This window comes from Staphylococcus auricularis (assembly GCF_001500315.1).
Classification (GTDB): Bacteria; Bacillota; Bacilli; order Staphylococcales; family Staphylococcaceae; genus Staphylococcus; species Staphylococcus auricularis.
The window spans coordinates 1-13,954 of sequence record NZ_LLER01000020.1; the positions used below are offsets into that span (position 1 = coordinate 1).

A 13,954-nucleotide genomic window follows, 5' to 3' on the forward strand; every position below is an offset into this window, starting at 1 on the left:
AAAGAGCCAGATAAAGATGAAACACCAGATAACGGCATGACACCAGATCCAGGCAACGAACCGGACAAAGGTGGAACACCAGATGATGGCATGACGCCAGATCCAGGCAACGAACCGGACAAAGGTGGAACACCAGATGATGGCATGACGCCAGACCCAGGTAAAGGACCAGACAAAGGCGAAACACCAGATAATGGCACTACTCCAGATCCACGCAAAGAACCAGACAAAGGTGAAACACCAGATAACGGCATGACACCAGGTCCAGGCAAAGATCCGGACAAAGGTGAAACATCGGATAATGGTATGACGCCAGACCCAGGCAAAGAGCCAGATAAAGGTGAGACTCCTGATAATGGTATGACGCCAGGCCCAGGCAAAGATCCGGATAAAGGTGAAACACCAGATAGTGGTATGACGCCAAATCCGGGTAGCGAACCAGACAAAGGTGAAACACCGAACAATGGAGAGACACCAGATCCAAACAAAGATCCGGATAAAGGTGAAACGCCTGATAATGGAATGACACCTAATCCAGGCAAAGAACCAGACAAAGGTGAAACGCCAGACAATGGCACGAATACAGATCCAGACAATGAGCCTGACAAAGGCGAGACACCGAACAATGGAGAGACACCAGATCCAGGTAGCGAACCAGACAAAGGTGAAACACCGGATAATGGCATGACCCCAGACCCAGGAAAAGAGCCAGATAAAGGTGAGACTCCTGATAATGGTATGACTCCAGACCCAGGCAAAGAGACAGATAAAGGTGAAACACCAGATAATGGCATGACGCCAGTCCCAGATAACGAACCAAATAAAGGTGATTCATCAGGTTCTGAGCATAAACCTAATCCAGAAGAACCTAAAGACATGAAAGATATGCCTAAAGAAAATATGACATCTGGTAATGATGGAAATATGAATAAGGTGAACTCGCCAAATATGAATACAAATCACGATAAAGATGGTGGCATGACGGGTAACCAACAACCAGTTAAAGCTACAGATGGTGATCATACAATGCATTCAAACATGGATCGTCATACAACTACTGCAATGGAGCCAGAGATGATTTCAAATGATTCTAAACAAATGAAATCAAAAGCACACAGTCATTCATCAATGCAAACAATGACACAGTTACCAGAAACAGGTGAGAGTCAATCACACAATGGCGCTTTATACGGTGGCTTACTTGCAGGTTTAGGTGCACTTCTCCTAGCATACAAACGTAAAAAAGAGGATGAATCATAATACATTTAATTTCTAGGCAGCAGATTTTTCTGCTGTCTAGTTTTTTATAATAAAAATTATCCTCCTCAGTAAACGTAGTACAACTCTTATTTTCTTCATTTACAATTAAATATTTTTAACGATAAAGTTGATGTTCAAGCTTCTTTTAAAAATGATATTCACAAAATTAACAGTGTAAAATACAATTTGTATAAATGTTTGATATAATAGTTAGTAAACACAATGAGAATATTGATATTTAAGCTTTTTCAAATTTTGGAGGTAAACAATGACTATAGAATCGAATATCAAGCAATTAATAGAAACAGCGACAGAATTAGAGGATGCGACTTACGTTTTTCTAAGTTTAGGTAAGGAAAATATCAAAGCGACTGTGAAGTTATTGAAAACTTTACGTAACTTAGAAAGAAATGTGATTAAACAATGTCAAAATTTTAGAAAGAAAACGGGGTCCTATCCTAAATGGATAAAACTGGACATTGTGACTGAAACTGATTCTGTGCCATTTCACGATATAAAACGCCAATTGATAGAAACAAGACGCAATTATATCGATTTTGGTCTTGCATTTGATGATAATTGGAATTTAACTTTTTTACCTGAAGAAATTAATGCGAATGCTTTTGTTCGACCAGATAAGCAAAATGGCGGAATGATGCTCTCTGAAGCTAATATTAATAATTATCTAAGAAAATATACGTCTCATAAAGTAGCGTATAAACATGACACTTATGAAGGCAAAAACGTTACCAAATTTTACACTCAGTCCTATATTAGCGATGAAGAGGGTGTGCATACGTTAGGCGAACGTGGTTATAGAAAAACACTGCGTAAAGTTGAGGATTTACATAGCGAAATTGATAAACTCATTACGACAAGTGTGCATCATTTAAAAAATGAAATTCAAGAAAATGGACGATTTATCTACGGCTATTTCCCACATTTTGATAAAAAAATTAGTAACTATAATATGTTGAGACATAGCTCATCTGCTTATGCGTTAATAGAAGGCTTAGCGTACTTAGGAGAGGATACTTCTGCAGTAGCGCCAGCAATTGATTATGTGATTGATCAACATATTTATGAAAAAGATGGTGCAGGTTATGTCTTTGATGACACAAATGACGTGAATGAAATAAAACTTGGACAAAACGCATCATTTATTTTTGCGGTCGTGGAATATTTAAAACATCATCCTGATGAATCGAAATATCTAAAAGCTGCACAACATGTGGCAAAAGGAATTTTAAACATGATTGATGCAGAATCAGGTAAAACCACACACGTTTTAAATTATCCTGATTTATCTGTGAAAGAAACATTTAGAATTGTCTATTATGATGGGGAAGCTGCGCTCGCATTACTCCGTTTATACCAAGTAGATAAAGATCCATTATGGCTAAAAACAGTTAAACAATTATTCGAAAAATTCATTGCTGAAGATTATTGGAAATATCACGACCACTGGCTCGGTTATTGTACAAATGAATTAGTAAAATATGAAGATGATGAACGTTATTTCAAATTTGGTATTCAAAATGTTTCAGGATACTTAGATTATATTCATAACCGTGAAACCACATTTCCAACATTCTTAGAAATGTTAATGGCGACATACAAATTAATTCAAAAAGCAAAAGAAACGGGACACGAAGACTTAGTGGAATCTCTCATAAATGAAGACTATTTCATGGAAACATTGCATTTACGTGCGGACTATCAACGTACGGGTTATTTCTATCCGGAAATTGCGATGTACTTCAAAAATCCGAAACGTATCTTAGGTGCGTTCTTTATTAAACACCATGGTTATCGTGTACGTATCGATGATATTGAACACTATCTTTCAGGTTATGTACAATATCAAAACGCATTTAAAGGCGAATCAAAATAAAATAAAAACCAATTGTGCAAGGGAACAAATAATAAAATTTTGCTCCCTTGCTTTCTTATAATTAAAAAATATCGTATAATACTTTTTGTAAGCGCTTACTTTAATAAAATGCACTTAAAATGTACAATTTCCTATTGAGTTACAGAATACTTTTAGTATAAATTAAGTGCAAGTATTTGATCATTGCTAAATGTTTTAGTTGCGGATCGAATAAATTTTTATATGGGCATTTTAGTCATAAGAGATGAAAGGATTGGCAATTTCATGAAACGAATTTTATTAATTGCGAGTGCGTTTATCGGGCTCATTGTCGGGGCAGGTTTCGCGTCTGGACAAGAAATTTTACAGTATTTTACGAGTTTTGGCACATTAGGTATTATTGCAGCATTTGTAGCCACAGTATTATTCGCGTATGTCGGTATGATGATGATGTGGTTAGGTTATCAATTTAAAGCGACGGGGCATAATGACGTCATCCATCAAATTACGGGAGACAATCCTTTCGGTAAAGGAATCGCTTGGATTGTGGACGTGATTCTCATCATCACAGTCTTTGGATTTGGTGTCGTAATGTTAGCTGGCGGTGGCTCAAGTTTAGAACAACAATTTGGGATTCCACCATTTGTCGGTACATTGTTAATGGCAGTGCTCGTGTTGCTAGCGGGAATGTTGAAAATTGATGGTGTGGTTAAAGTCATCGGTAATATTACGCCGTTACTTATCATCTTCATCCTTCTAGTGGCCGTATATTGTGTCTTTACGATGAAAGGTTCATTTTCTGATATGGACCACATCGCACGTGGACATCAATCTGCATTGTCTAACTGGTTCTTAGCAAGCGTGAACTATGTTTCTCTTAATGTAGGCCTCGGTGCATCAATGACCTTTGTGATGGGCGGTAATGAAAAAGATGGCAAAGTCGCAGCAATCGGCGGATTAGTGGGTGGCTTTGTGTTAGGTTTAATGATTATGCTCAGCCATTTAGCTATATTTTCTAAAATTTCAGTTGTCGGCGATTTACCACTACCTATGTTAGGTATTGTCAATGAATTGTCTCCGATTCTCGGTTTCATCATGGCAATCGTTGTTTATCTCATGATCTTCAATACATGTTTGGGTATGTTTTACGCGTTTGCGACACGATTTACGACAGCCGGAACAACTTCATTCAAACTCGTTTATGCAGCGGTTATCTTTGTAGGCTTTATCATCAGTTTTGTTGGATTTACAGACTTAATGTCTACGCTTTATCCAATTATTGGATACATGGGCTTACTCCTCATGATCTTACTTGTGTATGCACCGATTAAGCTGAAATTAAGTAAAAGTACCCGCGCCTAAGAAAAATTTATAAAAGCATGTTAAGTGAAAATAATCGCTTAGCATGCTTTTTATTTGTGTGATACAGAAATTTAAAAATATAGCATTTTATAAGATATTTTTATAATTTAACAATCTGTGATATACATATAAGTGTAAGAATAAAATGCTAAACTTAAAAATTAAAATTATTTAAGGTTAAGTTGTTTTAAAAAAGGGGAGGATTTAATGAAGTCGAATGTTTCAATTACATTGACTACGATGCTTGTTTTAATATTGATTGGTTTAATACTTTACATAAGTTCTGCCAGTCCAAATGGCTATATCATCGCGTTGATTAGTATCATTTTAATAATTATTGCAGCGCTCCTAGTAGCAAATTTTTTAAAGGAAAATGCCAAGAACAACAGAAATCATTAAAGAGATACCTCAATCGTTCAGTCACTAAACAATAAAGACATATTAAAGAGACCAAACGCGAGTTAAAACAACTCATGTTTGGTCTCTTTTTATTCATTATCGCAAATGTTTCTTAGAATGGTGTAATCCATATACAAAGTAAATGATTAAACCGAATAAGAACCAAAAAGCAGTATAGATTTTAGCTTCTGTACTTAATCCCCAGAATACAAAGATTACACTGATAAATCCAAGGATTGGTAACACTGGGAAGAGTGGCATTTTAAATGCTGGTACTGGAATGTCTTTACCTTCACGACGACGTAATGCTAACACACCAATCGATACGAACATAAAGGCGATTAACGTACCTGCTGAAATTAATTGTGCTAAGAATTCAAATGGGAACATTGACCCAATAATCACTGCGATTGTTGTAATCGTCACTAATGCACGGTTTGGTAAGTGTTTGTCGTTTAATTTTCCTAACCAAGAAGGTAACAAACCATCACGGCCGAATGAATAAAGTAAACGTGAACCTGCGAGCATCATACCGATTAACGCTGTAAACATACCGATCACTGAAATGGCTTGTACAATCACTGCTACGACATCAAATCCGCTTTCACGTAAAGCCCATCCTACTGGCTCTGCGTTATTCGCATATTCAGAGTAGTGGAACATACCAACGAGTACAAGGGCGACCGCTACGAGCAGTGAACCGAGGATACCACGTGGCATCGTGCGTTGAGGATTAATTGCTTCTGCTGAATTCGCTGCAATAGAGTCAAAACCGATATAAGCCAAGAAAATCATAGAGACCCCAGCATAAATACCTTGCCAACCACCAAATGCACCTGCGTCTGTCATTTTATATTCAGGAATAAATGGAACGTAGTTGTCGAGTTTAATCACTGTAAGCCCTACGACAATAAATAAACCGATTGCTAACACTTTCAAGACAACTAAGATATTTTCAATACGTGCTGCTTCTGATAAGCCAAAGGATAATAATAGAGCTGTAAGTAAGATAACGATAGCAGCAACGATATCGATGATGCCACCTTGATTGCCGAATGTATTGGATAATGCGTCCGGCAGTTTGATGCCTAAAGGTGAAATTAACCCACGTAGGTTAGCAGAGAATCCTGACGCTACAAAGGCGGTTGCGATAAAGTATTCAGCGAGGAGAGCCCAACCGGCTACCCACCCGAAAAGCTCACCGAAGACAACGTTGATCCAGGAATAAGCTGAACCCGCAAATGGCATAGCAGACGCCATTTCAGCATAGGCAAATGACACGAGCCCTGCGACGATCGCAGCGAATAAGAACGACAGTGCGACGGCAGGCCCTGTATGTGTCGCGGCAACGATACCAGGTAATGTAAAGATAGATGTTGAAACAAATGTCCCTATACCGAGTGCCATCACATCACGTACGCGCAATGTACGCATTAAATGTGAATCTTTATCTTGATAAACACGGGGATCTTCCCTTCGTAAGATCTTTTGGAAAAAGTTACTCATTAATCATCACTCCAAATTTTGGATACAACTTTTATAATATGTTGTATCATTAGATAAAAATTATCATACCACATAACGAGGTGTAATAGTTAGATAATTCTAAAAATTAATATAAAATTTTGTAACTTTTTGAATATAATGTGTACAAAGCGTGCTAGAATTGAATTAAAGAAAAAGCACGCATACAAAAAAGCGAGATCGACGTAGGATATCATGTCAATCTCGCTTCTTATTTTTCATTTTTCGAGGGACAAAAGCCTTCATTTTTTCGTTATTTTGTGCAGACGTCACTTTCTATAAATTTCATGTAAAGCTGCGTTATTTGATGATCAATACTGGGATTGGTGCGGCGTTTGCGATTTTATGTGTGACATTGCCTAACACATCTTTCAATCCTGGTTTAGGACGTTTATTACTCATGACGATAATATCATAACCATTATCTTCAATTTCTTTTAAGATACCTTGCTTGATAGAACCAGCAGTGAAGCGGATGTTCACTTCTAAACCAATATCTTCAAGCTCTTTAACAAAGGGGCGAAGTTGGTCAGCTTTTTCTTCAACGAGTTCTTCGTAGTGTTTGTTATCATAACGCACAGATTTTTGTAAATCGATTTCAGGAATGACATTGAGTATTGTGACAGTCGCTTGCGTGTTATTCGCAGTTAAATTGGCAAGTTCTTTTGGCACGTTATGAAATGAATTATCAAAATCATATGCAAGTAAAATATTATTATACATATTAATCACCTCTTCACTCTTATTATATCCTAAAATATTGCGAGTAATGATAATTTAACTTATTAATTATTGAATCGCGTCTAAGCCGATGATGTCAGAGATATGTTCGTAGCCATTTTCTTTTAGGTATTGAGCTAACCCTTTATTAAGTGATTTTGTTAAACCAGGGCCTTGATAAATCAACGCACTATAAATTTGCACGAGTGAGGCACCGTTACGCATCATTGCGATGACATCGTCTGTCGTGAAGATACCACCAGTGGCTATGATTAACATTTTGCCTTTTGTTTGTTGGTAAGCCCATTTCACAAGTTCTAGATTACGTTCGAATAACGGGCGACCACTTAAGCCGCCACTTTGTTCGCGATTTGGAGAATTTAAATTTTCACGTTTTTGCGTTGTGTTCGCTAAAATAAGGCCGTCAAACGTCTGTGTAATCGGCTCTAAAATTTGTTTAAAGTCTTCAAGCTCAATATCAGACGTTAATTTTATGAAAATAGGTGTATTCAAGTTGTGTTGTGATTTGTAGTCTTCAATCGCTTGGCTTAATGACGCAAATTCATCTTTATTGTGGAAGTTCTGCAAATTAGCGGTATTCGGTGAACTGATGTTAATGGTAAAGAATGCTGCATCGTGTTTAAATGTATCGATGACTTTAATATAGTCTGTGTAGCGTTCGTCATAGGAAGTGATTTTGTTCACACCGACATTAATGCCGACGGGTAAATTATAGCTAAATTTGCGTAAATTGCTGAGTGCTTTATTCATACCTATATTGTTAAAGCCCATGCGGTTAATAATCGCATCATCTTCTGGTAGTCGATACATACGCGGTTTAACGTTCCCAGGTTGTGGTAGCGGTGTGATGCCTCCTAATTCAAGTGAACCAAAGCCAGCCATTTCAAGCGCTTTAGGTACTTCACATGATTTGTCGAATCCAGCAGCAAGGCCCACTGGATTGTTAAACGTGATGCCGTGGATACGTTGACTCAACACAGGGTTTTCATAAGTGAATATCCGGCACACCATAGAGAGTGATAAAGGATATTTTTGGCAGATTTTCAAAGCATCGATGGTTTTACCGTGTGCTTCTTCTGGATCCATTTGAAATAACAAAGGTTTAATTAATTTATACATCGTTTGTCGCTCCATTTATAAATAGTTTATTAGGTTAACGTAGACGGTGTAGCAGTATGAAGCTACGACAATGAAGCGGTATATCACTGATCTACATCGTCCTTTTGCACGGGACTTCTTGTTCATTTTAGGAAAATGAAACGTGAGAAATCACGTGAGTTTGATAGCAATTGCTTATGCATATTGAATCTCGTATGATTCATTATTTATTTCATATTATCACTAATAGATTATCATTTTCAGAAATGCTTTCATAGATGTATCCCTGCAAATTTAAATAAGTGACACAAATTTCCTTGGAAATATATTGATTAAGGGTGAGCGAAATCGGCAATAATATAAGCAACATCGTTCATAGGAGTGATAAGAATGAAAGATCAATGGAAAGAAGAACTCCCGGTCGATCACATCAAAGACATTCGCCCGGCCAGTGGGGGCGATGTCAATGAAGCGTTCAAAGTGATCACCGATGATGAGCCATATTTTCTACTTGTACAACGCAATCAAGAGGCAGATTTTTATGCAGCAGAACAAGCAGGATTAAACGCATTTGAAGAAGCAGATATTCTGGCGCCACGGGTCATTGCTAATGGTCAGATTGATGGCGATGCGTACTTATTAATCACTTATCTTGAAGAAGGTGGACGCGGAGACCAACGTGATTTAGCTAAATTAATGGCACGTTTACATCAAATGAAACAACCTGATGGACAGTTCGGTTTTGACTATCCACATAGTGGGAAAGATATAAACTTTGATAATGATTGGACTGACTCCTGGTCACAACTCTTTATTAATCAACGCATGGATGTCTTACGTGATAGGATTGTTGAGCAGGGATTATGGACAACTGAAGACGCACGACAATACGATGCGGTACGTGAAGTCATGGTAAAAGCTTTAGCTGAACATGAAAGTAAACCATCATTAGTCCATGGAGATATGTGGGGCGGCAATCATATGTTCTTAACTGATGGGAGTCCTGCATTGTTTGATCCAGCGCCATTTTATGGTGATCGTGAATTTGATATAGGTGTCACCCTTGGATTTGGCGCGTTCAACCAAGACTTTTATGATGAATATGACCGCCAATATCCATTAGCTAATGGAGCTTCATTAAGATTAGAGTTCTATCGATTATACTTACTTATGTTCCATTTATTAAAATTTGGTAGTATCTATGCACGTCAAGTCGATCGTGCGATGGACCGCATTTTAACACAAGCGAATGAATCATCATTGTGATGTTTTCGTGGACATTGTCACTCAAAAACTACATTTTAGACAAAAAAAGTGGGAGCGAAATCAAATCATTCACATTGATTTCGTCATCCCACTTTTTTTATATTCATATAGTGAAGAAATTAATTGTCAGCCTTATTCAGTACATCTGCTAATACATGTGCGAAGCCTTCAGGTTTTTGAACGTAACCTAAATGACCGCCTGGAATGTCAGTAATTGTTAACCCTGTTTGGTCTGAAATATACGCATTTACACTTTGTGGGAATGAACCACGTGAATCCGTACCGTTGAGTAAAGTGATACGCTCTAAATAAGGATTGAAGTCATCAATTGTAATATCAGACGTTGTATATTGTCTGATTTCGTATTTAAACCAATTGAGCATTTCATTTAAACGTTTTTCAGCTTCGACACCTTCGCCCATATTTGATGGATTGGACATGGCTTCTTTATCAATTTCAGCAATATTTAAGGTCTTACCGAAGACTTCCATTGCTGCTGGCATGCTGTCATTGAGTGCAATATCAACGATTTCATTATTTTTATCAGCCCAGTAAGCTTGATCAGGTAAAAATGTATTGATAGGCGGTTCGTGAAAGACAATGCGTTTAACCACTTCTGGATAGTCTTTAAGTACATGCATCGCAACGATAGCACCAGAACTAGAACCTAAAACGTAAACCGGTTGATCACTTTCAGCTTGTGCAATTTCAGCGATATCTTTTGCATCACGTTTAACTCGGTAAGCATCATGTGGGTCGGATACAGAATCAGGTAACGGCGTAGTTAATTCACTTTCGCCATAGCCACGACGATCTACTGCTATGATAGTAAACTGATCAGCAAGTTGTTGAGCGAGTGGCATGAAAATATCGCCCGTACCATTCGCGCCAGGAATGCAGATTAAAATCGGACCTTCATCTATTTTATGATATTTGACATTAGCACCTTGTAATTCAATACTTTCCATTCACAAGGACCTCCTTATGTTCTTGTTTATACATATCAATGTATGCACCAAAAGTGTCTCTAAACTGCGTTATTATTATTACCAAGGCATTGGACCATCAGCGTTGATAAATGTACCAGTTGGCCCTTCTTTATCAATAGTGGCAAGCTTAACAATCGGCACCACGCCTTCAGTTGCTGGTTTAGCTTGGTTGCTGAAATCACCTACTAAATCTGTATTAGTTGAACCTGGATCAGCCGCATTGATTTGCATGTGTGTTAAACGTTTCGCGTATTGAACGGTCAACATTGTCACAGCTGATTTAGAAGAACAGTAGGCGAGTGAATTAACTTGATATTCTTCCGTATCAGGGTTTGTTACCATGCCAAATGAGCCAAGTCCGCTACTGACGTTCACGACAACAGGTTGTGAGGATTGTTCTAATAATGGGACAAAATGATGCATCATTCTCACGATACCGAATACATTCGTGTCATACACTTGCTGCATAACCTCAGCAGTAATCGCTTCAGGTGGTTTCATACTTCCAGAAATTCCTGCATTATTAATTAAAATATCTAAACGACCTTCTTCTGCCTGTATGGCCTCTGCTGCTTGTTTAATGGAGTCTTCATCGGTGACGTCGAGTTGAATAGAAGTGACATCAAGCGCTTCAGCAGCCTGTGCCCCACGTGCTGTATCTCGTGAACCGATATAAACTTTATATCCTTGTTCTTTGAGCTGGCGAGCGGTTTCATAACCTAATCCTTTGTTGCCCCCAGTGATGAGTGCGACTCTCATTTGTCTTCCTCCTTAAAATGTAAAACTCAAACTAAAGATTTGATTATATTTACCCATTTTATCGATGAATATGCTTAAGGAGATGCGTACCATATTGATAGCACATATATAAGATATTGGATAACCCTGTATTAATATCAAAATTTTCACAATTATTTTTCGAAAAATATAGAATATTTAGCAGGATAATAGTATATTATTACATATATGAAGGAATGGGTATACTTAATAATAAGTTAAAGAAGTTAGATTTAAAGGGGACGTTTTATGGTTAATGATTTAAAACGTGAGTTAAGTAATAGACATGTCCAATTGATTGCCCTCGGTGGTGCAATCGGGACTGGACTCTTTTTAGGTGCTGGACAAACCATTCATCTTGCTGGTCCGTCTATATTACTTACATATATTATTGTCGGTTTAGTCATGTTTTTATTTATGCGTGCAATGGGAGAAATGTTGCTATCAAATTTAAAGTTTAACTCCTTTGCCGATATTACTAATGAATATGTGGGACCATTTGCTGGATTCTTCACAGGTTGGACATACTGGCTCACATGGATTATCTCAGGGATGGCGGAAGTCACAGCGGTAGCGAAGTACGTGTCATTCTGGTTCCCGAATATACCAAACTGGCTGTCTTCACTTGCCTGTGTGTTATTGCTCATGTCACTTAATTTATTGAGTACGAAAATATTTGGTGAGTTAGAATTCTGGTTTGCAATCATCAAAATCGCGACAATTGTTGCACTTATCGTTGTCGGTATTGTGCTTATTGCGATGGCGTTTAAAACACCGTATGGTACAGCCTCTGTCAAACATATTTATAGTCACGGTGGTTTATTCCCAAATGGTATTTCAGGATTCTTGATGTCATTCCAAATGGCGATCTTCTCATTCATAGGGATTGAACTGATAGGGATTACCGCTGGGGAAACAAAAAATCCAAGAAAAACGATTCCACAAGCGATCAACAATTTACCATTTAGAATTCTTGTGTTTTATGTAGGTGCCATTGCGGTGATGATTTCAATAATTCCTTGGCATCAATTAGATCCAGATGAAAGTCCGTTCGTAAGATTATTTGCATTAGTAGGTATCCCGTTTGCTGCGGGCATTATCAACTTTGTTGTCTTAACAGCGGCAGCATCAGCTTGTAATAGTGGTATCTTCTCAAATAGTCGTACGCTATATGGGCTTGCAGACCGTCAACAAGCGCCACCATTATTCAAATTAACGAACCGCCGTGGTGTGCCACTTAACGCATTACTCGCGTCTTCTGGACTATTATTATTTGCGGTATTATTAAATTACATTATTCCGGATGCGACACGTGTATTCGTCTATATTTCAACCGTTTCTACGGTATTAAACATTTGCTTATGGACACTCATAGTTATCGCGTACTATCGTTATACAAAACATCACAAAGATTTACACGAACAAAGTCAATTTAAACTACCAGGTGGCCGTGCGGTCTCAGTTGCGATCATTGCGTTCTTTGTCTTTATTTTCCTCGTGTTGTTATATAGTCCTTCAACACGTATCGGCGTCATTTTCGCACCTGTATGGTTAGTTAGCTTATTACTCATGTATCGTTCATATAACAAACATTTACAAAAAGAAGCGCAGTCTTAACGGCTAAGATAGTTCTTATTACTGAGTGCTTTGGAAAATGTATTCTAAATACGCAGTGGTGCTATGGCGAATGTTAATAAAATGGTATGATCTAGAAAAATGTCACTGAGAAAGAGGAGAGATGAAATGACAGAACATGATAAAAGGTCACGACCGCATCGTCTGCCTTTACGTAGAAGTGAACGACATCGTGACGATGCATATGAATATGATGAAGCGTATCGACATGACAATGACTACATGAGATACGATGAAATACGTGCACATGAAAGAGAACACATGCGCATGTTAGAAGAGGAGAATAGAAGAAATAGAAATTGGAAAAACTTCCTTGGCATTTTAGCTTTAATATTATTTGTTATCGCACTGATTTTTGGGCTGAAGTCGTGTATGAACGATGAGCCTTCAAATACGAATGAAGCGGCAAATCAACAACAGAAAAATGATACGCAACAACAAAATAATCAGCAACAAGCGATGTCAGATGATTTGATTAAAGAAAAAGAAGGCGTAATTCAAGAGAAAATTGATGAAGCTAAAGCGAGTATCAAAGATAATCAGGACAATAGTGAACAACTGATCAGTCAAGTACAAGGCGAAGTCGATCATTTGAAAAACCAAGTTAACTCTGATTATGCACAAAATATTGCTGAAGAATATCAAGATGCAGTGAATAAGCTCAATCAAGCCGATGAAGCTAAAGAAAATAATGATGATTCTAAGATGGACCAAATCTTAGAAGATGTGAATAGCAAACTCGGCGAAATTAAAAATAAAATCGATGAATTCTTTTCTAAACAACAAGGAGACAATGAACAGTAACAATGCAACGTGACTAAAACGTTGTATCCGCTATAGAAAGAGGAGGCATTGTGGTTGATTCGCTCAAAAAATAATAACTACATTTTACTATCTACATTTGGTATCGTGTTAGCTTGTCTCACATTACCGTTTGTGATTGGGTTATTTTCATTATTTTTTATCTTTCCACCGCTGCTGTTATTATTTCTCAACATGTTTGTTTTAAAAGATAATCAATCAAATAAAA

11 protein-coding genes are annotated in these 13,954 nt (G+C 37.6%); 6 read left to right on the forward strand and 5 right to left on the reverse strand.

Annotation, left to right across the window (positions count from 1 at the left end):
- The 3 genes from APS80_RS09145 to APS80_RS09155 form a co-directional block, all read left to right on the forward strand.
- Positions 1 to 1,260, forward strand: a 1,260-nt coding sequence (locus tag APS80_RS09145) for an LPXTG cell wall anchor domain-containing protein (protein WP_157064351.1), incomplete at its 5' end; no start/stop codon positions are given.
- 268 nt (positions 1,261 to 1,528) lie between these two features.
- Entirely contained in the window at positions 1,529 to 3,154 is a 1,626-nt protein-coding gene (locus tag APS80_RS09150; RefSeq protein ID WP_059107957.1) for a hypothetical protein, read from the forward strand.
- A gap of 264 nt (positions 3,155 to 3,418) precedes the next feature.
- Positions 3,419 to 4,495 carry a YkvI family membrane protein gene (locus APS80_RS09155; RefSeq protein ID WP_059107958.1) on the forward strand — a complete coding sequence of 359 codons (1,077 nt, stop codon included), beginning with the start codon at positions 3,419 to 3,421 and terminating at the stop codon, positions 4,493 to 4,495.
- A 495-nt stretch (positions 4,496 to 4,990) separates the two neighbouring features.
- On the opposite strand, the gene APS80_RS09165 is transcribed toward APS80_RS09155, so the two are convergent.
- From APS80_RS09165 to APS80_RS09175, 3 genes are all read right to left on the reverse strand, one after another.
- Complete coding sequence (locus APS80_RS09165; protein WP_059107960.1) at positions 4,991 to 6,400, reverse strand: APC family permease; 1,410 nt, start codon at positions 6,398 to 6,400, stop codon at positions 4,991 to 4,993.
- Between the two features lie 318 nt (positions 6,401 to 6,718).
- Complete coding sequence (locus APS80_RS09170; protein ID WP_059107961.1) at positions 6,719 to 7,141, reverse strand: universal stress protein; 423 nt, start codon at positions 7,139 to 7,141, stop codon at positions 6,719 to 6,721.
- A gap of 66 nt (positions 7,142 to 7,207) precedes the next feature.
- Positions 7,208 to 8,278 carry a quinone-dependent dihydroorotate dehydrogenase gene (locus tag APS80_RS09175; RefSeq protein WP_059107962.1) on the reverse strand — a complete coding sequence of 357 codons (1,071 nt, stop codon included), beginning with the start codon at positions 8,276 to 8,278 and terminating at the stop codon, positions 7,208 to 7,210.
- 369 nt (positions 8,279 to 8,647) lie between these two features.
- Here APS80_RS09175 and APS80_RS09180 point away from each other — a divergent pair, with 369 nt between their 5' ends.
- A complete protein-coding gene (locus tag APS80_RS09180; RefSeq protein WP_059107963.1) occupies positions 8,648 to 9,523 on the forward strand; it encodes a fructosamine kinase family protein in 876 nt (291 codons plus the stop codon).
- 119 nt (positions 9,524 to 9,642) lie between these two features.
- Here APS80_RS09180 and APS80_RS09185 read toward each other — a convergent pair whose 3' ends face one another.
- Positions 9,643 to 10,491 (reverse strand): alpha/beta fold hydrolase, encoded by an 849-nt coding sequence (locus APS80_RS09185; RefSeq protein ID WP_059107964.1) that lies wholly within the window; start codon positions 10,489 to 10,491, stop codon positions 9,643 to 9,645.
- A 78-nt stretch (positions 10,492 to 10,569) separates the two neighbouring features.
- Positions 10,570 to 11,271 carry an SDR family NAD(P)-dependent oxidoreductase gene (locus tag APS80_RS09190; protein WP_059107965.1) on the reverse strand — a complete coding sequence of 234 codons (702 nt, stop codon included), beginning with the start codon at positions 11,269 to 11,271 and terminating at the stop codon, positions 10,570 to 10,572.
- A 267-nt stretch (positions 11,272 to 11,538) separates the two neighbouring features.
- Between APS80_RS09190 and APS80_RS09195 the strand changes: the two genes are divergently transcribed.
- Both APS80_RS09195 and APS80_RS09200 read left to right on the forward strand, forming a co-directional pair.
- A complete protein-coding gene (locus tag APS80_RS09195; protein WP_059107966.1) occupies positions 11,539 to 12,906 on the forward strand; it encodes an amino acid permease in 1,368 nt (455 codons plus the stop codon).
- Positions 12,907 to 13,032: 126 nt separating this feature from the next.
- The gene (locus tag APS80_RS09200; RefSeq protein ID WP_059107967.1) at positions 13,033 to 13,728 is read left to right on the forward strand and encodes a hypothetical protein; all 696 of its coding nucleotides are present in this window, start codon (positions 13,033 to 13,035) and stop codon (positions 13,726 to 13,728) included.
- The last annotated feature ends 226 nt before the right edge of the window (positions 13,729 to 13,954 follow it).

Excerpts from the sequence above, each read along its gene's own strand:
- APS80_RS09150 (WP_059107957.1), top strand. The coding sequence starts at position 1,529 with ATGACTATAGAATCGAATATCAAGCAATTAATAGAAACAGCGACAGAA.
- APS80_RS09155 (WP_059107958.1), top strand. The coding sequence starts at position 3,419 with ATGAAACGAATTTTATTAATTGCGAGTGCGTTTATCGGGCTCATTGTC.
- APS80_RS09165 (WP_059107960.1), bottom strand. The coding sequence starts at position 6,400 with ATGAGTAACTTTTTCCAAAAGATCTTACGAAGGGAAGATCCCCGTGTT.
- APS80_RS09170 (WP_059107961.1), bottom strand. The coding sequence starts at position 7,141 with ATGTATAATAATATTTTACTTGCATATGATTTTGATAATTCATTTCAT.
- APS80_RS09175 (WP_059107962.1), bottom strand. The coding sequence starts at position 8,278 with ATGTATAAATTAATTAAACCTTTGTTATTTCAAATGGATCCAGAAGAA.
- APS80_RS09180 (WP_059107963.1), top strand. The coding sequence starts at position 8,648 with ATGAAAGATCAATGGAAAGAAGAACTCCCGGTCGATCACATCAAAGAC.
- APS80_RS09185 (WP_059107964.1), bottom strand. The coding sequence starts at position 10,491 with ATGGAAAGTATTGAATTACAAGGTGCTAATGTCAAATATCATAAAATA.
- APS80_RS09190 (WP_059107965.1), bottom strand. The coding sequence starts at position 11,271 with ATGAGAGTCGCACTCATCACTGGGGGCAACAAAGGATTAGGTTATGAA.
- APS80_RS09195 (WP_059107966.1), top strand. The coding sequence starts at position 11,539 with ATGGTTAATGATTTAAAACGTGAGTTAAGTAATAGACATGTCCAATTG.
- APS80_RS09200 (WP_059107967.1), top strand. The coding sequence starts at position 13,033 with ATGACAGAACATGATAAAAGGTCACGACCGCATCGTCTGCCTTTACGT.